Annotated in this window: 20 protein-coding genes and 1 tRNA gene; 6 read left to right on the top strand and 15 right to left on the bottom strand. The window is 40.2% G+C overall.

Annotation, left to right across the window (positions count from 1 at the left end):
• From TSIB_RS03960 to TSIB_RS03950, 3 genes are all read right to left on the bottom strand, one after another.
• A complete protein-coding gene (locus tag TSIB_RS03960; RefSeq protein WP_048160283.1) occupies window positions 1-789 on the bottom strand; it encodes an ABC transporter permease in 789 nt (262 codons plus the stop codon).
• Entirely contained in the window at window positions 782-1,720 is a 939-nt protein-coding gene (locus tag TSIB_RS03955) for an ABC transporter ATP-binding protein (protein WP_015849090.1), read from the bottom strand. Before TSIB_RS03955 ends, TSIB_RS03960 begins: the two co-directional genes overlap by 8 nt.
• A gap of 877 nt (window positions 1,721-2,597) precedes the next feature.
• Window positions 2,598-2,675: transfer RNA gene (locus TSIB_RS03950), tRNA-Val, on the bottom strand.
• A 114-nt stretch (window positions 2,676-2,789) separates the two neighbouring features.
• Here TSIB_RS03950 and TSIB_RS03945 point away from each other — a divergent pair.
• A complete protein-coding gene (locus tag TSIB_RS03945; RefSeq protein WP_048160282.1) occupies window positions 2,790-3,173 on the top strand; it encodes a DUF356 domain-containing protein in 384 nt (127 codons plus the stop codon).
• Here TSIB_RS03945 and TSIB_RS03940 read toward each other — a convergent pair whose 3' ends face one another.
• The gene (locus TSIB_RS03940) at window positions 3,174-3,704 is read right to left on the bottom strand and encodes a multiprotein bridging factor aMBF1 (RefSeq protein ID WP_048160281.1); all 531 of its coding nucleotides are present in this window, start codon (window positions 3,702-3,704) and stop codon (window positions 3,174-3,176) included.
• A gap of 81 nt (window positions 3,705-3,785) precedes the next feature.
• On the opposite strand from TSIB_RS03940, the gene TSIB_RS03935 reads away from it, so the two are divergent.
• Window positions 3,786-4,346 carry a GNAT family N-acetyltransferase gene (locus TSIB_RS03935; protein WP_015849084.1) on the top strand — a complete coding sequence of 187 codons (561 nt, stop codon included), beginning with the start codon at window positions 3,786-3,788 and terminating at the stop codon, window positions 4,344-4,346.
• Window positions 4,347-4,458: 112 nt separating this feature from the next.
• Here TSIB_RS03935 and TSIB_RS10745 read toward each other — a convergent pair whose 3' ends face one another.
• From TSIB_RS10745 to TSIB_RS03915, 4 genes are all read right to left on the bottom strand, one after another.
• Window positions 4,459-4,788: a DMT family transporter gene (locus tag TSIB_RS10745; RefSeq protein ID WP_353797151.1), complete on the bottom strand. Its 330-nt coding sequence runs from the start codon at window positions 4,786-4,788 to the stop codon at window positions 4,459-4,461.
• Window positions 4,789-4,854: 66 nt separating this feature from the next.
• Window positions 4,855-5,262: a Zn-ribbon domain-containing OB-fold protein gene (locus TSIB_RS03925; protein WP_015849082.1), complete on the bottom strand. Its 408-nt coding sequence runs from the start codon at window positions 5,260-5,262 to the stop codon at window positions 4,855-4,857.
• Between the two features lie 2 nt (window positions 5,263-5,264).
• Complete coding sequence (locus TSIB_RS03920) at window positions 5,265-6,422, bottom strand: thiolase domain-containing protein (protein ID WP_048160279.1); 1,158 nt, start codon at window positions 6,420-6,422, stop codon at window positions 5,265-5,267.
• A 10-nt stretch (window positions 6,423-6,432) separates the two neighbouring features.
• Window positions 6,433-7,485 carry a hydroxymethylglutaryl-CoA synthase gene (locus tag TSIB_RS03915; protein WP_015849080.1) on the bottom strand — a complete coding sequence of 351 codons (1,053 nt, stop codon included), beginning with the start codon at window positions 7,483-7,485 and terminating at the stop codon, window positions 6,433-6,435.
• 189 nt (window positions 7,486-7,674) lie between these two features.
• On the opposite strand from TSIB_RS03915, the gene TSIB_RS03910 reads away from it, so the two are divergent.
• Both TSIB_RS03910 and TSIB_RS03905 read left to right on the top strand, forming a co-directional pair.
• Entirely contained in the window at window positions 7,675-8,919 is a 1,245-nt protein-coding gene (locus tag TSIB_RS03910) for a C/D box methylation guide ribonucleoprotein complex aNOP56 subunit (protein ID WP_048160278.1), read from the top strand.
• A 5-nt stretch (window positions 8,920-8,924) separates the two neighbouring features.
• Window positions 8,925-9,605: a fibrillarin-like rRNA/tRNA 2'-O-methyltransferase gene (locus TSIB_RS03905; protein WP_015849078.1), complete on the top strand. Its 681-nt coding sequence runs from the start codon at window positions 8,925-8,927 to the stop codon at window positions 9,603-9,605.
• A 2-nt stretch (window positions 9,606-9,607) separates the two neighbouring features.
• Here TSIB_RS03905 and TSIB_RS03900 read toward each other — a convergent pair whose 3' ends face one another.
• From TSIB_RS03900 to TSIB_RS03875, 7 genes are all read right to left on the bottom strand, one after another.
• Entirely contained in the window at window positions 9,608-10,120 is a 513-nt protein-coding gene (locus tag TSIB_RS03900) for a hypothetical protein (RefSeq protein ID WP_015849077.1), read from the bottom strand.
• Window positions 10,121-10,130: 10 nt separating this feature from the next.
• Complete coding sequence (locus TSIB_RS03895; RefSeq protein WP_048160277.1) at window positions 10,131-10,733, bottom strand: AAA family ATPase; 603 nt, start codon at window positions 10,731-10,733, stop codon at window positions 10,131-10,133.
• Window positions 10,734-11,046: 313 nt separating this feature from the next.
• On the bottom strand, window positions 11,047-11,178 hold the full coding sequence (locus TSIB_RS10170) for an AAA family ATPase (RefSeq protein ID WP_015849074.1): 132 nt from the start codon (window positions 11,176-11,178) through the stop codon (window positions 11,047-11,049).
• Window positions 11,179-11,257: 79 nt separating this feature from the next.
• Window positions 11,258-12,550 carry a phosphopyruvate hydratase gene (gene eno, locus TSIB_RS03890; RefSeq protein ID WP_048160276.1) on the bottom strand — a complete coding sequence of 431 codons (1,293 nt, stop codon included), beginning with the start codon at window positions 12,548-12,550 and terminating at the stop codon, window positions 11,258-11,260.
• Between the two features lie 172 nt (window positions 12,551-12,722).
• A complete protein-coding gene (locus TSIB_RS03885; RefSeq protein ID WP_015849072.1) occupies window positions 12,723-13,406 on the bottom strand; it encodes a DUF257 family protein in 684 nt (227 codons plus the stop codon).
• Between the two features lie 101 nt (window positions 13,407-13,507).
• A complete protein-coding gene (locus TSIB_RS03880) occupies window positions 13,508-14,800 on the bottom strand; it encodes a sodium:solute symporter family protein (protein WP_015849071.1) in 1,293 nt (430 codons plus the stop codon).
• Window positions 14,769-14,957 (bottom strand): hypothetical protein, encoded by a 189-nt coding sequence (locus TSIB_RS03875; RefSeq protein ID WP_048160275.1) that lies wholly within the window; start codon window positions 14,955-14,957, stop codon window positions 14,769-14,771. Before TSIB_RS03875 ends, TSIB_RS03880 begins: the two co-directional genes overlap by 32 nt.
• Before the next feature lie 328 nt (window positions 14,958-15,285).
• On the opposite strand from TSIB_RS03875, the gene TSIB_RS03870 reads away from it, so the two are divergent.
• Both TSIB_RS03870 and TSIB_RS03865 read left to right on the top strand, forming a co-directional pair.
• Window positions 15,286-15,606, top strand: coding sequence for a helix-turn-helix domain-containing protein (locus TSIB_RS03870; RefSeq protein ID WP_015849069.1), 321 nt, complete (start codon window positions 15,286-15,288; stop codon window positions 15,604-15,606).
• 10 nt (window positions 15,607-15,616) lie between these two features.
• On the top strand, window positions 15,617-16,579 hold the full coding sequence (locus TSIB_RS03865; protein ID WP_048160274.1) for a class I SAM-dependent methyltransferase: 963 nt from the start codon (window positions 15,617-15,619) through the stop codon (window positions 16,577-16,579).
• Window positions 16,580-16,725 lie beyond the last annotated feature (146 nt).

Raw genomic sequence — 16,725 nt, 5'->3', positions numbered from 1 at the left:
TCATCCCTCATACTCCTTTCTGTAAAGACCTAACAGAGTAAAAGTTAAGGAAAGTAAAATAACACTAAGGAAAAACAGGGCACTCATAGTTGCATCTCCTTTATATGTGTCTAACCCGGTGTGGAGTGTAAACCCTCTCTTCAGGAGAACACCTATCTGGTAGCTTAAATTAAAGCGTTCAGGGTTGTCAAAAAATGGTAGCTGAGGAAGTATAAACTGGGCTGTGAAGACTAGGCCAAAACTCGCTAATGAAGCATAGAGTGGTCTTGAAAGAATTACAGAAAGTAGCATCGAAACCGCACCTAAGCTTCCAAGCACAAGAATGGTAACACCTAGAGCATACAAAAAGTCATCAAATGTCGCTGTAAACCCTTCAAACCCCGATTTGTAGAGAAGTACCATGTATATTTCCATCACCAGGTATGGAATTCCGAAGATCAAACTCACAGTTGTGATTCCCGAAAAGAATTTACCAAAGACTATTTCACTTTTCTTTATTGGTTTCACCAAAAGAAGTCTTATTGTTCCTCTGTCTATTTCACTGGCCAGTAAGTCACTCATGATAATTATCACAATGAGTTGGCCAATTACACTCGCCCAAAAATTTATTAGAAATTGAGAAATATTTATCTGGAATGATATCTTGAGAGCTTTTGCACTATACTCAGTTATTTCCTCATGAGTGAAAAAATAGATTACAACCGGTAGGAGCATCAGAACAAGCATTACTTTGAATCTTCTGGATTTCAAAAGCCTATAAACCTCGTTTTGGTACAAAACACTAATCACTTTCCTCACCTATATTGAACTTTTCCATGAGAATTCTTTCAAGTGGACTTGTGTGAGGCCTGAACAACTTTAAACGAATGCCTTGAGAGGTTAAATATTTTGGAAATTGAAGAAAGAATTCGTCTAAGAATCTGGGATCCACTTGAACTCTTATAGTCCCCTCTTCTTCCCAAATTTCTCTTACATACGGTTTTTCTCGTAAAAATTCACATGCTTTTCCATTGTCAGAAGTTATTATATCGTACTCGGTTTCCTCGATTTGCGTCAGTTCGCTTACTCTCCCTTGGGCTATTAAACGGCCCTGATTTATAAGGCCCACATAATTGCACATTTTCTCCACTTCACTTACTATATGAGAGCTTACAAAAATCGTTTTTCCCTCTTTTGCAAGAGAAATTATCTTCCCTATAAATTCAATTCTTCCTAATGGATCAAGATTAGCTGTGGGTTCATCAAGTATTAAAAGCTCGGGATCTGCAATCAACGCTGAAGCAAATGCCACCCGTTGTTTTTGACCTGAAGAAAGTTCTTTTATCTTGTTTAATGCCAGCCTTCCTACACCTACATACCTCATTAGCTCTTTCGTTTGTTCCATTGCTTTTTCTTTTTTTAACCCCGAAAGTCTTCCCATATAAGTCAAGAACTCCACAATCGTCATGTCTTCATACGCTATCGGAATTTCCGGCATGTAACCAACCTTTTTCATAATTTCGACTCTCTTCTGGGGTATTTCGAGACCAAAAATTCTTATTTCTCCGTAGGTAGGCCTTAGAGCAGCCGTGAGCATTTTGATGGTGGTGGTTTTACCAGCACCGTTGGGCCCTAAGAAGCCATAAACCACTCCTTTAGGAACTTTGAGATCTAGATGATAGATTATGTTCCTCTTTCCGAAAAATTTGGTGAGGTCTTTAGTTTCAATCACATGTTCCATACTCAACACCATCGACGTAAATGTTCATTTCAACTAACAAATGATAATCTAAAGAGACTTAAATATCTTTTGAAACGCTTCTAGAATTTCTATCCCTATTGAGCATTTTTGATCGATATATCCTTGTAGTTTGAGCATTCTATTATTAATTGGTGAGACGAATGATAAGTTTTAAGAATTTAAGAGGATTTTGGGGAAAAGAAAGAAAGCCTGAAGTTCAGAAAGAGTATGCAAAATATGAAGCAATGAACTTCCAAAAAATGGTATGCTAATTCATAAACTGGCCTCTTCCCCACCCAAAAGGGCGAGGCTTTCAGAGGAAAAATGTAAAAGATCAAGAATATTTGATAATGAGCCTCCAAGAGCGAAGGGCCTAAACGATGGTTATCTAGATATTTTGACTTTTTTCTTTTCCAAATCTCATGCTTTAGAAGAAGACCGGCAATATTAAACAAGAGTTATAGAAAAACTTAAGGAAAACAATCTTCTACTGATGTTGAGGGATTTGTAATGAGAAACTCCTCAAAGCTTCAAAGAACTTGCGAGAGAAGGCATGTTTGCGTTTCCAGAAGGTGGTGCAACCTTAACAGGATTGAAACAACTGCTTGATAAGGGAAATATTGATAGAGACAAAAGAATACTCCTTATACAATACTGGTTCTGGAATTAAGTACACTGAAGTTTACTCAAAAGACTTCAAATTGGAGTTACCGGTTATTATATTCATTAATGATAACCTAGACAATGTATTTACACCAAAAAAGCATCGCCTTTAAGGTGGAGGGAGGAACTAGGTTAAAGATCTAAGTCCATTAATATCCTGCTCAGAAGAGGCCTCTTTGGGGAGAATGATATTATGAACTTCATAAAATCCCTATGGTGGGCCCGCGGGGATTCGAACCCCGGACCTTCGCCGTGTGAGGGCGACGTCATAACCAGTCTAGACCACGGGCCCGCCCGAAAAGACACTCATATCTCTTCCGACCTGTACTTATAAATTTTTCCTCACTATAAAAATACAATACTATATCTTTAAATACCTCTCAACTTACCTTTTCTCGGTGAGAACATGTTAAACACGATGGTTTTGATAAGGACAGACAACTTCGACAAGGCTCTAATAGCATTGGCTGATTTAGTGAGATATGCTGGGATGGAAATACGGGGTAAGCCGAAGATAATACCCCCAGCCCTTTCAGATTGGGCCGTTGAAAAAATTGTAGGAGAAGAACCCAAGAAAAAATATCGGGCTCATGTTGTGGCCCAAGTAGATCTACCACCTGCCAAGGCCATAGGGAGATTAAGGGAGATACACCCCCCTGCTCATATAATCGTAATTCCTCCAGATACTCCCGTTCACAAAGAACTCCTTAAACTATGGGGGACATTTGAAGTATTGAAAGGTTTTTATCCACCAAAGAAGGTTCAAGAAGAGGAAATTGAAGAGGAATAGCTACTTCTTTTTCTTCTTGACTCTGATATTAGCAATATCTCCAAGTGTTGGCTCGTAATCCTTTGGTATACTCGCTTTCTCCTTCACTTCCTCTTCGACCCTTTCAATGAGCTTTATTTTAAAGTAGCGCTCCAACTTCTTCGCTTCGTCTATGGTGGGTATATACTCTCCATGTGCTATTCTTCTAATTAAATTCGTAGAAAGGCCCACCATATGGGAAAGCTCTTCGTAGCTTAACCCGCTTTTTTGAATGGCCTCTCTCACTCTATCCGCATAATCTTCCACTATATCCTCTGTATACAGTGGTTTCCGTCTTGTTGGAGCTGGTTTAGATCTTGGTTTTGAAGCGTATCTCCTCCTAGGTTCTCTTCCCGTTGGCATTGGACTCCAAGTGCCAGGTTTTTTCCTACCATACTTTTCATAACATCTGTGGCACACTAAAAGCTCAGCACCTTCTATTTTCACTGTATGGCCTTTACCTCCTATTTCTGCTCCACAGATTTCACAAATTCTTGGTTTGGCTTTTGCCATTAAAACCACCTTCAACTCACTCTACTCTGACTTGAAGGTTAGATTTTATAAACCCATCTGCTAAATTTATTCCCGATAGATATGGATGCAGAAGAGGAGCACAAGAACAATAACAACAAAATCAAGATAGAGAAGCTCAAGAGAATGGATCAGGAGACTCTTGAAACCCTCGTAGAGATTTATATGAGAGGTTACGAAGGGATGAGGGAATACGGCGGTGAAGGAGAAAGTTATGCCAAGCGATACCTTCGCTGGTGCTGGAGCAAGGCCAGTGATGGATTCTTTGTTGCAAAGGACAGAGACAGAGTAGTGGGTTTTATTGTATGCGATAATGATTGGCATAGTCGGTATGAAAACAAGATTGTGGGAGCTATTCATGAGTTCGTAGTTGATAAAGGTTATCAAGGGAAAAATGTTGGAACGAAATTGATGGATAGGTGCTTAGAACACCTAAGCAAATACAACAACAGAATAGAGCTATGGGTCGGAGAAAAGAACAAAAAAGCAATAGAATTTTACGAGAAACTTGGCTTTAAAGTTGTCGGCAAGAGTGGGATCTGGGTGAGGATGGTAAAAGATCTAAAGAGAGAATCAGATTCTCAAACAAAAGAAAACCAACAAAAGCAACAGTACAAAAACTAACCCCAGCGAGCAATTAGTAGACACCCAAAGATGTTAAAATCAGCGCATACAATAGTCTTCTTGAGAATCTCTCTTTTAATAGAATTGCTTTTTCTTTTGAAAACCTTGCCCTTTAGGGCGGGGATGAGGTCAGCAGTAGGGAGGCCCTCGAAACCCCAAGGTAGTTTATTCCCTCAAGAAACATCCAATCTGCCACAGTGAACCCTAAAATTCCTGAAAGGATTAAGATAGCCCATACTTCCCGACTAAAAGAAGGAAATCCAAGATACAAAAGTGCCACAAAATAAAAAACGCCACCTATTATAAGCCTAATGATATTTATGGCAAAGGGAGTTATAGTTTTCATCAGTATTTTAGAAAACACCGAGCCAAAGCCAATGAAAAAGCCGCTGAGATCACCAGCACTACACCAAGTATTATGTTCATAAGGGTAATAGCTCACATTGAGTTTAAAACAATTATGTAAACCAAAACTACTAATTCAAAAAATAGATAAATGGAAGAAAAGTCACTTTATCGGAGGCCTGAACTTATAACCATACAAGATTATTCCGTCTTCTTCGAACTCCCTTACTTTTCTCGTGACCATTTCCACTTCCATTCCAAAGTATATTTCCTCTGGATCAACATCTGTGAGCTGGGTCAAAACCACCGGCCCCTCCTCAAGCTCAACTAGGGCTATTGGATAGGGCTTGTAGTACTCATAACCGCTTGGTGGGTTTCTCACTATAGTCCAGCTAACTACTTTACCTTTCCCGCTGAACTGGAAGTCCTCTATCTCCTGGCTTCCACATTCGGGACATATGGGCCTCTTTGGGAAGTGAACATGACCACAGTTCTTACATTTACCACCTATGAGGCGATACTTTTCTTTAAAGTGTCTCCAATATCTAGAAACTTGCATTGGCCTTCCCATTTTCAGACCCTCCTTAATATGGTTACAGTTATATTTGAACCAGTTCCACCTATGTTTTGTGTCAATCCTATCTCAGCATTTGGCACTTGATTTGGAGCCTCTCCCCTAAGCTGCCATACTGCTTCAACAGTTTGATAAACTCCAGTTGCTCCTACCGGATGCCCTCTTGCTTTCAGTCCACCCAAAGTTTGAATCGGATAGTCTCCATCTATGGCTATCTGCCCCTCTTTTGCAAGCATTGCGCCTTTTCCTCTCTCTACAGCACCTATTGACTCCAAACTTAGGGCAGCCATTATAGTAAAGGCATCGTGAACCTCAAAGAAGTCTATGTCACCAACGCTAATTCCCGCCATTTTGTATGCCCTCTCAGCAGCAACCTTTGCAGCCTTGAGGAATAGGAACTCCCTTCTGTTTGCTAGGTTTATCGTATCTATTGCCCTCCCCATTCCGGCAACTTCGACTATCTTCGCCTTATCCACGAATTCCTTGGCTTTTTCTTCAGTGGTTATTATTACCGCGGCAGCCCCGTCGGCTATTGGGGAAGCATCAAAGAGCTTTATCGGATCAGCTACATAGGAGCTCTTCATAACGGTCTCAACTGTTATCGGCTTTTTGAACATTGCATATGAGTTTTTAGCACCGTTTGTGTGAGCGTTAACCGCAAATAGCGCCAAATCCTCTTCGGTATAGCCGTATTCCTTCATGTAGAGCCTCATGGCGAGAGCGTTTAAAGCAACAAAGCTCACCCCGTGGAAGAGCTCCCACTCTGCATCCGCAGCATAAGCGAGGTACCTTGTAGCGTCGCTTGGCCATGCATCGGTCATCTTTTCAACGCCTACAACGGCAACAACATCTTCAAGGCCGCTCATAACTGCTTTTACTCCCTCTTGAACGGCAGCTCCTCCAGAAGCACATGCAGCTTCGACTTTAACCGCTGGAATATTTCCAAGACCTGCCCAGTCAGCTATTAATGCACCAAGGTTTTCTTGCTCAACGAATGAACCTGAGGCCATATTTCCCACATAGAGGGAATCCACCTTATCAATGCCTGCATCCTCCATGGCATTGAGCAATGCTTCAACTGCTAGGTCCCTAAGACCAAGTCTCCAGTGTTCTCCAACCGGAGTTAGCCCCACACCAATAATCACTGGCTTCCTCATTTTAACCACCTCACAAGATGTACTTACCTCTGTGCTTTGCGTATAGAGCATAATCAAGATATTTCTTCCTGTTAACATAGTCCATTGTCTTTGGTGCTAGCTCTCTCTTCTCCTCAATTGCATCTTGTACAATAAGGCTAAATGCATCGCTTCCTGCTCCGCTTCCAAAGCTTACCCAAAGAATTCTATCTCCCGGCTTTGCTATGTCCAAAACAGCCGAAATACCCACAAGGGTTGCACCGCTGTATGTGTTCCCTATTATCCCACTAAGCAACCCTGGAAGAACTTTCTCTTTTGGAATCCCAAGAATTTTTGCTACTGTGAGGGGAAACTTGACATTTGGCTGGTGAAAAACAGCGAAATCAAAATCACTTGGAGAATAATCAAGTTCTTCCATTAGACCTTTTGCAGCACTTATTATTTGGTGGAAATAAGCTGGTTCTCCAGTAAATCTATTTCCGTGTCTTGGATAATGTTCGTGTTGCCTTCTCCAGAAATCTGGCGTGTCAGTTACATAAGAGTAACTTCCTTCAAAATAAGCTAATGTATCAGAAGTTTTTTCTCCCACAATATAGGCGGCTCCTCCGGCCGATGCAGTAAATTCCAAGTGATCTCCGGGCCTTCCTTGAGAAGTGTCAGCTCCTATTGCCATAGCATATTTAGCCATTCCGCTCCCAACAAAACCTATTGCAGCTTGAAGGGCTTCAGTTCCAGCCTTACATGCAAACTCAAAATCCGCTGCATCCAAATCAGGGGTTGCTCCAATTGCTTCAGCTATCACGGTTGCAGAAGGTTTAACAGCATAAGGCTTCGATTCTGTACCAAACCAAAGTGCTCTAATTTCTCTTGGGTTTATACGAGCTCTTTTAAGAGCATTTCTCGCAGCTTCAATTCCAATAGTAATTGCATCTTCATCCAAGTTGTTTACAGATTTTTCTTGTATGGGGAACCCATTGACACCCCATACTCTACCAATTTCCTCGTTTTTAATTCTAAACATTGGCACATATGCACCATACCCAACAATCCCTACATCCTTAATTGGTTTTAATAGCCGTCTCATTGGGCATCACCTTCTTTTTTAAATGAACTTGACTGTGTTCTCTCGAAGGTTAAGTATGGCTCTTATAAAAGTCTTTCGGTAAATGTGTAATATTTTTTCGACAATTGACTATAAAGTTTATCAGCTCCGTACCTTTAAAAGCCCAACTCTTTTATACTTCTTTAGCAAAGAATAGAAAAGGTGATGCTCATGAAAGCATACATAAGCGAAAATGTACAGGGGATTTATGCCTTTGATGAGGGTGGCAATCTCATTGGAAAGAGAATCTTCACAGAGAGTCCAGAAGCCGCACTAGACAAACTACTTAAGGGAGAAATCATTGATGACCTCCTTGATCTTTTGGAAGAATTGAAAGAAAATGGATATTCAAGGTTTGCTGTCGAGCACCCTGAACTAAGTAGAAAAGTCAGAGAAGCTGGGTTTGACGTTGATGTGGAATTTCCAAACCTGGCAGGGGAGAAGCTTAGAGAAAATCCAGAAGAATTCTTAGGGTCAGATTGGTTTGAAAAATACTTTAAAACAAGTATAAATCTCACAAGAGCTAGGATACAAGAGCAAAGTGGTGCAAGAGATAAAATGATAATTCAAGCCATAGAGGCGCTGGATGATATTGATAAAGTCATTAACCTCCTAGTTTCAAGACTTAGAGAATGGTACTCACTTCACTTCCCCGAAATCGATGAGATTCTGCCCAAGCACCCACAATATGTTGCCTTTATTAAAAAAATTGGAAACAGAAAAAATATCACGAGGGAAAACCTAGAATCTTTTGGTCTAGGTGAAAACAAGATAGCAAGAGTTTTGGAAGTCAAAGAAAAAACAATGGGTGCCTGGATGGACCAAAAAGATATCACAGTTATCCAAAACCTCGCTAAAGAAATAGAAGATTTATACAAACTAAGAAGTGAGATAGAAGATTACATTGAGAGAGCTATGGATGACGTCGCGCCCAATCTAAAAGCTCTAGTAGGTGCAAAGCTTGGAGCCAGGTTAATAAGCTTGGCTGGAGGATTGAAAGAACTGGCCCTGATGCCATCCTCTACTATTCAGGTTTTAGGTGCAGAAAAAGCATTGTTCAGGCACTTAAGGAGCGGTGCTAAACCTCCAAAGCATGGTATTATCTACCAGTATCCTGCAATTAACAAATCTCCCTGGTGGCAGAGGGGAAAAATTGCAAGAGCTTTGGCTGGAAAATTAGCCATTGCTGCTAGAGTGGACTACTTCTCCGGCGAATATATAGCAGAAGAACTCAAAAATGAGATCGAGATTAGAATAAAGGAGATCAAAGAGAAGTATCCAAACCCTCCAAAACGAAAAGAAAAACCAGTGAAGAAAGAGAAGAAGAAAAAATTCAAAAAGAAAGGGAAAGAGAAGAAATTCAGAGGAAAAGAGAAAAAGCAAAAGAAAGGAGGAGAGAGAGCCAGGAGGAGGTGAGGTAAATGAACGTTAAAAAGCATAAATTCCCTGGAGTCTATACTGTTATTGAAGATGACGGAAGTGAAAGAATAGCAACTAAAAATCTAGTGCCCGGTCAAAAGGTTTATGGAGAGAGAATAGTCAAATGGAAAGGCGAGGAATATAGAATCTGGAATCCAAACAGGTCAAAGCTTGCCGCGGCAATTCTCAACGACCTCAAAAATTTCCCAATAAAGCCCGGAACTACTGTCCTTTACCTGGGAATAGCAAGCGGTACTACGGCTTCACACGTAAGCGACATCATAGGCTGGGAAGGAAAAATCTTCGGTATTGAGTTCTCACCGAGAGTCCTTAGAGAATTAGTTCCCCTTGTGGAAGAGAGAAGAAATATCGTACCCATCTTAGGTGACGCAACAAAACCTGAAGAGTATAGGGCCCTTGTTACAAAAGTGGATGTAATTTTTGAGGACGTTGCCCAGCCAACACAAGCCAAAATACTCATTGATAACGCAAAGGCCTACTTGAAGAGCGGCGGATATGGAATGATTTCAATTAAGAGCAGAAGCATAGACGTGACAAAAGAACCTGAAGAAGTTTTTAGAGAAGTTGAAAAAGAACTCAGTGAATACTTTGAGGTAGTTGAAAGAATTTCACTAGAGCCCTACGAGAAAGACCACGCCTTGATAGTTGTCAGAAAGCCTTAAATTTAAGTAATCCTTTGCGCAAGAAGTTTTCTTTCTTTTTCATCTTTAAGATTGATTAAGTAGATAGTAACCCCGTGGCCATTTTTGGCCCTCTTGCTTCTATAAACATCTTGGGCAAAAGTTAAAACGAATGCATCTTCAACTTTGAACTCTAAGGCCCCTGTTTTTGCAGAATTTAGCAAATAATAGTCCTTTCTCCCAATGGCTTCCCCTTCTATCTCAAACTTATGATTTTCTGTTGGAACTTTTCTCATTTTTCGTAGTATTGAGGAAAGCAATTTGAAAGACTGTGGGGTGATTCTTGACTGCTTGAGTCGCTTCTTAAGAGCCTCTAAATGACGATAATACTCACTTGCGGTATCTTCATTAATTACAAAAATGGTATCTTCATGTTTAATTTTAATCAACTCTGTAATGATTTCATATGCAAGTTTAGTTCCCTCATCACCTTTTAGACCTTTTTCTTCTTCAAGAGCTCTTCTAAGCACATTGGTATCAAGCACAATGACAATCATTATCTTCCCCTCATGCTTTTAGCCAATCAAGGAATACATCTATATCTGCTTCAAAAAAGTCTTGAAGATCCCCTTCAACACTTCCGTCTTCATGAACAATAAGCCTATTAAAGACTGACTCTTCTTGCTCTTTCTGTGATGAGTAAATAACGAGTTCCTCTGGCGATAAACGTCTCGAGGCTACGGCATTTAACAACCCATATAGCAAGTGCTCCGAATGAGTCTCAATTATCAGTTGATACTCTCTCTTCTTTGATACCATTAAGAAGAACTCAGCAAGTTCATACTGAAGTTTTGGATGAAGATGCATTTCTGGATGTTCAATGAAAATTGTACTTCCTTTGGGATAAAATGCCAGAGCTGTTACTATTGGGAAAAGCGCATTTAATCCTGCACCTGCATCTGTGAGATTTATGTCAACTCCTCCCGGAGTCGTTGCAATAATTTCGTACTGGCCTTGTGTTTCTGTTGGCACCCATCTGAGATTTTGGAGACCATATTTTGTATAAAACTCACGAATGATTCTAATATTTTCCTGGAATTCTGAACGATAACAAGCATAATAAAAAATTGCATGAGAATTTGATGTATCAACAGCGGATGTATTTGCCAAAACTCCCCCAATCTTCGCCCTACTCTACGGTTAGTTTTTAGAATATGAAGTATTCGCGAAAGTTCCATTTTTAAGTCTCTGTTGGAGGAATGACTGCCAGTTAGTCTTCTAGTACCTTTTTCTTTTGACAATGAGACCTCAACTTTTAGTATTTCTACGTCTTTAAAATCAGCATTTATGTGAATTGTCTTAGAAACATCGTGGGCATGGACTATTTCATCAAAGAAGTTAATCTCAAATAAGTTTTCAAGAACGTCTCTTTCAAAAATAGGTGGAGTAGGAGTTATATGTCTAGCGTATATGTATGGATTCCTCAGAACCTCGGCACATTCCAAAATAGATGTTTTCCACTTCCATTTGGGCCTACGAGAACATTAATTTTCGAGAACTCCAGCTCTGCTTTTTTGATTGATTTATAATTCTTAATAAGCATTTTTGTAAGCATAAGTTTTCACCATCTTTATCTAAGTTATGAGAATATTTAAAGATATCTCCAGAGAAAGAATACACAAAGAAGAGAAAAATCAAAGTAGTGGATTTCTAAACTTCTTACCCGGATAGTATGCCACGCCCTCAAGTTCCTCTTCAATTCTTAGGAGCTGGTTATATTTAGCATTTCTATCGCTTCTTGCTGGTGCTCCCGTCTTGATCTGGCCAGCATTTAATGCAACAGCTATGTCGGCAATTGTTGAACCTTCCGTTTCACCTGAGCGGTGAGAAACAACAACTCCATAGCCTGCTCTAAAGGCCAGATAAGCAGCGTCTATTGCTTCACTTAAAGTTCCGATCTGATTTACCTTGAGGAGAAGTGCATTTCCAGCCCCCATTTCAATGCCCTTCTTAAGTCTCTTCACGTTTGTAACAAAGATGTCATCGCCAACAAGCTGAATCTTCTTTCCAAGCTCCTTTGTAACCATTGCAAAGCCCTCAAAGTCTTCCTCCTGAACTGGATCCTCAATAGAAACTATTGGGTATGTTGAAACAAGATCTTTGTAAAGGTCGATGAGCCCCTCTCTTGTATATTCCTTGCCCCCAACAATGTACACATTCTTTTCTTCTTCATAGAACTCGCTTGAAGCGACATCAAGGGCGAATGCTATTTCATCTCCAACCTTGTAGCCGGTCTCTTCAATTGCCTTCACAAGAGCATCCAAAGGCTCAGTGACCTCTTTCATCGGGGGAGCAAAACCGCCTTCGTCACCAACGTTGACCGCTAACTTGCCGTACTTCTCAATGAGAATCTTCTTTAGGGTGTGGTAGGTCTCGCTTACCATCTGAATTGCTTCCCTAAAGCTCTTTGCACCAACCGGCATGATCATGAACTCTTGGAAGTCTAAATCGTTGCCTGCATGGGCTCCACCGTTGATAACGTTGCTCATTGGAACAGGCAAAACGTAAGCGTTTGCCCCGCCCAAGTAGCGGTAAAGTGGTATTTCAAGAGCATTTGCTGCTGCTTTTGCAACTGCTAATGAAACTCCGAGAATAGCGTTTGCACCAAGATTGCTCTTGTTTTCACTGCCATCAAGCTCAAGCATGAACATATCAATGTCCCTCTGGAGTGTGACATCCATACCAAGAAGCTCCGGGGCAATTATCTTGTTGACGTTCTCAACGGCCCTCTTAACGCCTTTTCCATGGTATCTCTTTCCACCGTCTCTAAGCTCCAAGGCCTCGTGAATTCCTGTTGAAGCCCCACTTGGAACAGCTGCTCTCCCCATTGCGACAGGAGTGTATACATCAACCTCAATTGTTGGGTTTCCCCTCGAATCCAAGATTTCCCTTGCAAAGATTCCGGTAATTTCAAAGGGATTTTCCATTGCTTTCACCTCGGGTGATATTTGAGGTTTCTCTTTAAAGCTTTTTCACATGAGGAGACACCCGAGATAAGCTTGCAGAAAATTATAAATGACAAAGAAGCTTCCAAGCTACATTTGGGATAAAGCACGATAAGACAACCCTTCAATGAAAAGAATAATGGGGCCTCTCTTTTTATCGCTTTATAAGTTTAGAGAGATCTGCAGCTGAGAAAGAAAACTCTGATCCTAAGATATCAGGATTGGGAGATTTGATGACGCTTAGCTTGTAAACCTCCTTATGGAGTTCCCACCTAAACACGCTTGTGGAGATCTCTTCAAGAAGACCGAGGATTTCTAACGATTTTTCTTTTAGTATTTCCCGATTTATAAAGTACACCGCAAAACGAGTTTCATTCCCCACAAAGCTTGCAATATTGCGAACAAGCCCTCTGGCATCCTGCAGATCAAGGGATACAAAAAGTTTGTGGATCCCCAAAACCGGATTACAAACAATCTCCTTTGGAGCGACCTTCTCGTAAACTTCACTATACGCAACAAAGTCTAAAGAGTACCTTCTAATTTCAACGTTTCCTAGAACTTTCCCAACATTTTTATCTCCACCGATTTTTATAACTGGAGCGTTTAAGAGATCCTCAGTTGGAACTCCCAAAATTTTAAGCCTTGTGATATACTCTGAAAAAGTATCGGCGATATCATCAATTATAACCGGAACACCTCTTTTCATGCACTTAGTTATCATAAGATACAATAGGATTTCAGGAGATGATATGGGAGTGTATTCAACCAGTACAGTTTCCCCCGGCTTGATTCCAAGCAATATTGAGTCAAGTGTTAGATCTCTCTTACTTTCATTCATATAGGGTCCCCTTTGTTTTTTTGCAATTCATCTATTAAAGTTTTATGTTCGGATAGAAAATACGATATTGAGTCAAAATTAATTGGAAAAAGAAAAAAAGCTCAAGAGAGCTCAAACACCTTTTGAAGCTCTTTATCAATAGGCTCTGGTGATGTTAAAAGGCTAACAAGCACCATAACCACTGCCGAAACAAGAGCTCCACTTACGTATATGTATTCCCAGTAGCTGAAGCTCACTAACCCTGTTATCCCTACAACAGCAACCAATGAGCCCGCTATCATTCCCAGCAAAGCACCCTCTTTTGTGGCCCTCTTCCAGTAGATTCCAAGCAACAGTGGTACAAAGACCCCCGAAGTATAGATGTCGTAGGAATATATGAGAAGTTCAATTATCCCCTGAATAGTAAGTGCTGCTACAAGTGCTAAAACCCCTATAGCTACTGTGGTTCCTATTGAGAGATTCAGTAACTTTTTATCCTCTGCTTCAGGTTCTATGAAGCTCTGGTATAAGTCCTTAACCACGTGAGAAGTTGCCGCTGATAAAAGTGAATCGGCCGTGCTCATTACCGCCGCAAGGATTGCGGCCACGAATATCGCTCCAACACCACTTCCAAATACTGTGATTATCAATTTTGGTACTGCAGTCTTTGGTGAATCGATTATCGCCTGTGGATCGCTAGAAAGGGTTAATGCAAGCATTCCCGCAAGGGCTGGGAGGAAAGATAGTACCATAAGCAGTACCCCACTGTAAATCGCACCTTTTCTGGCCGTTTTCTCATCATTTGATGCAAAAAGCCTCTGGTAGAAATCTTGGCCTATCAAAGTGTACATTACTGTTGCTGCTAACGTTAGAGCAAATAGGGAAATGCCCAAAGACATGAAGTTGAAATACTCTCCACCTGCCTGTGGTAGGTTTGGAATCGCTGAAAGGCTTGTTCTAAGCCCTTCAAAGCCCCCCACCTTATTCAAACCGAGAACTACTGCAACTAAAACACCAATGCTTCCAAGTATTATCTGGATAAAGTCCGTCAAAGCTACTGCCCACAATCCAGAAAAGGCCGTGTAGGCTATGAAGATAAGCGTGGCAAATACCGCTCCTGCAGTTCCAGGAAGGCCTATAGCTTCAAAGACTGCTGATGCTGCCCATACTTGCGCCCCAAGTATACCTACAAGGGCCAGAAGCGAAAGCATTGCAGCTAGAAGTCTTATTGCCTTACTCTTGTAACGCATCTCCAAAACATCTGGGACTGTGTATAATGCTAAAGCGCGCATGGGCTTTGCAAGAGTCAGACCCAAGAGAAGAAGCCCCAGACCACAGGCAAAACCGTACCAGATTCCTCCTAATCCATAGGTGGCTCCCCAGCTAGCTCCTCCCAAGATGAAAGCCACCACCATAGTGAGTGGCTGCCAAAGTTGCAGTGGTTAGTGCTAACCCTAGTCTTCTCCCGGCCACCAAAAAGTCGGCCGAGGTTTTAATGTATTTTCTGGCATATACTGAAATTCCTAGCATTGCTCCCATGTATAAAACAAGTGTAGTCCAAACTACGTCCATTTTTCTGCACCTCTTGAAAGTACAACCCAATAAATCTTGAATGCTATTTAAAGTTTTTGACAGATTTTTTGTCAAAATGATAACTATCCGATAAAAGAGGGCTAATGAACTCATTCATTTTAGAAAAATATCATAGATTCTATGCATATATATCCAGTGGATAATGTAAACTTATTAACAATTGTAAATCATAACTGTGTAATTTATAAGAACTACCGCAAATAACTAGATAATTTATAACATAAAACCGAAATATTTAAATATAATATAACGTCTAGTATTACTAAGTTTTAGATTAACATGTCTAGATTTTTGTGGGGGGACAAGGTTGGTAATTGATCCTCACATCTTACGATCATTACACAGGAGCGAACTAAGAAAAAAGATTCTTTTCTACTTACATGAGATTTACCCCTCTCCTACATACCTTTCCGAGATTGCTAGAATCGTCAGATCAGATCCTTCCAATGTAAAAGGGGCCCTAGTCGGCATGGGAAACCGCTATAATGGAGATAGTTCCTTAGTTCATCTTGGCTTGGTAGAGGAGATTACTCAAAATGGGTTTAAATATTACAAACTTACTGAGCACGGGGAAAAAGTTGTTGGATTCCTAAAAACTTATCAATCATATTATAGTAGATTTATGTGAGGTGCAAAAAATGGATGACTTAATAAAACAGTTCGATTTCAATCTCTCAACTCTTATTGACTTTTCGTTCTTTAATGCAGTCAAAATTGGATTGGGATTAGGCGTTTTTAAGGAACTGGACAAAACTAAAACCCTTGAAGATATTTTAAACTTAATAGATGTCAAAAATAAAGCCTACTTAAGAGCACTACTAAGTGCATATTATGAGTTAGGAATTCTAGAAGCTAAGGGGACTGAATTAAGCCCTAAAAGGTTCTTACGTACTTTTACCCTTGAATATGAGAGATTACGAGATATTATTCCAGAATGGATTGACATACAAGATGAGATCGTCAGAATGGCAAATTATGCATTTTTATCTTTCGAGAATTCTAAAGTGATGATGGACTTTGACAAAGACTCGGACTTTTGGGACATTCGACTTTCAAATCCCCTAAACAAGTTATATAGAGAAATAATCGTTAGGGTTGGTGGACTTAGAGATGGAATGAGGATCCTTGATCTTGGTTGCGGCTCGGTCTCACCGATAGAACTCGGAAAACATGTGGGTCCAAATGGAGAGTATATCGGCATTGACTTTTCCCCAGGATTACTAAGCATAGCCCAACAAAGAATAAGAGAACTTGGTATGGATTGGGTGTTCCTAAGAGAGCTTGACATAACAAATGCCATACCTAAAAGAAAGTATGACTTAGTTATAATGAGTTTTGTTCTCGAGTATCTTCCTGAAGTACACAGAAACATTATAAAGGCTCTGAATTTGGTGGATGAAAGAGGGAAACTAATAATCGTAGAGCCATTTAGAGAGAATTTTGAAAACATAGCTGCATGGGAATTTTTCGAAAAACTCACAAAAGAATTCAGAAGATTTCCAAAAAAATCTGAGATTCTTGATGCATTAGAATACTATGGGAAGGATGCCAAAATAAGTGAATATGGAAAATCTGTTCTTGTTCTTGAGCCAATATTGTAACATCTTGTTGTTCTTTTATCTTATCTTGGCTTTATTCCAATTTTATCATATTTCTTCAAATTCTAAAAATTACTACCAAATGTTAGTATATACCTACATATGTACTTACATGTGTAAAGATTAATGTAAAAACAAAAAATTGATTT

Source organism: Thermococcus sibiricus MM 739, assembly GCF_000022545.1.
Classification (GTDB): Archaea; Methanobacteriota_B; Thermococci; order Thermococcales; family Thermococcaceae; genus Thermococcus_A; species Thermococcus_A sibiricus.
Note: the sequence above shows the minus strand (reverse complement) of the source record. Positions and strands in the feature narration are given on the sequence as shown.

What these genes read in the sequence shown, in the direction of transcription:
- TSIB_RS03955 (WP_015849090.1), bottom strand. Translation starts at nt 1,720, where the DNA reads ATGGAACATGTGATTGAAACTAAAGACCTCACCAAATTTTTCGGAAAG.
- TSIB_RS03945 (WP_048160282.1), top strand. Translation starts at nt 2,790, where the DNA reads ATGTTAAACACGATGGTTTTGATAAGGACAGACAACTTCGACAAGGCT.
- TSIB_RS03940 (WP_048160281.1), bottom strand. Translation starts at nt 3,704, where the DNA reads ATGGCAAAAGCCAAACCAAGAATTTGTGAAATCTGTGGAGCAGAAATA.
- TSIB_RS03935 (WP_015849084.1), top strand. Translation starts at nt 3,786, where the DNA reads ATGGATGCAGAAGAGGAGCACAAGAACAATAACAACAAAATCAAGATA.
- TSIB_RS03925 (WP_015849082.1), bottom strand. Translation starts at nt 5,262, where the DNA reads ATGGGAAGGCCAATGCAAGTTTCTAGATATTGGAGACACTTTAAAGAA.
- TSIB_RS03920 (WP_048160279.1), bottom strand. Translation starts at nt 6,422, where the DNA reads ATGAGGAAGCCAGTGATTATTGGTGTGGGGCTAACTCCGGTTGGAGAA.
- TSIB_RS03915 (WP_015849080.1), bottom strand. Translation starts at nt 7,485, where the DNA reads ATGAGACGGCTATTAAAACCAATTAAGGATGTAGGGATTGTTGGGTAT.
- TSIB_RS03910 (WP_048160278.1), top strand. Translation starts at nt 7,675, where the DNA reads ATGAAAGCATACATAAGCGAAAATGTACAGGGGATTTATGCCTTTGAT.
- TSIB_RS03905 (WP_015849078.1), top strand. Translation starts at nt 8,925, where the DNA reads ATGAACGTTAAAAAGCATAAATTCCCTGGAGTCTATACTGTTATTGAA.
- TSIB_RS03900 (WP_015849077.1), bottom strand. Translation starts at nt 10,120, where the DNA reads ATGATTGTCATTGTGCTTGATACCAATGTGCTTAGAAGAGCTCTTGAA.
- TSIB_RS10170 (WP_015849074.1), bottom strand. Translation starts at nt 11,178, where the DNA reads ATGCTTACAAAAATGCTTATTAAGAATTATAAATCAATCAAAAAAGCA.
- eno (WP_048160276.1), bottom strand. Translation starts at nt 12,550, where the DNA reads ATGGAAAATCCCTTTGAAATTACCGGAATCTTTGCAAGGGAAATCTTG.
- TSIB_RS03885 (WP_015849072.1), bottom strand. Translation starts at nt 13,406, where the DNA reads ATGAATGAAAGTAAGAGAGATCTAACACTTGACTCAATATTGCTTGGA.
- TSIB_RS03880 (WP_015849071.1), bottom strand. Translation starts at nt 14,800, where the DNA reads ATGGTGGTGGCTTTCATCTTGGGAGGAGCTAGCTGGGGAGCCACCTAT.
- TSIB_RS03875 (WP_048160275.1), bottom strand. Translation starts at nt 14,957, where the DNA reads ATGGACGTAGTTTGGACTACACTTGTTTTATACATGGGAGCAATGCTA.
- TSIB_RS03865 (WP_048160274.1), top strand. Translation starts at nt 15,617, where the DNA reads ATGGATGACTTAATAAAACAGTTCGATTTCAATCTCTCAACTCTTATT.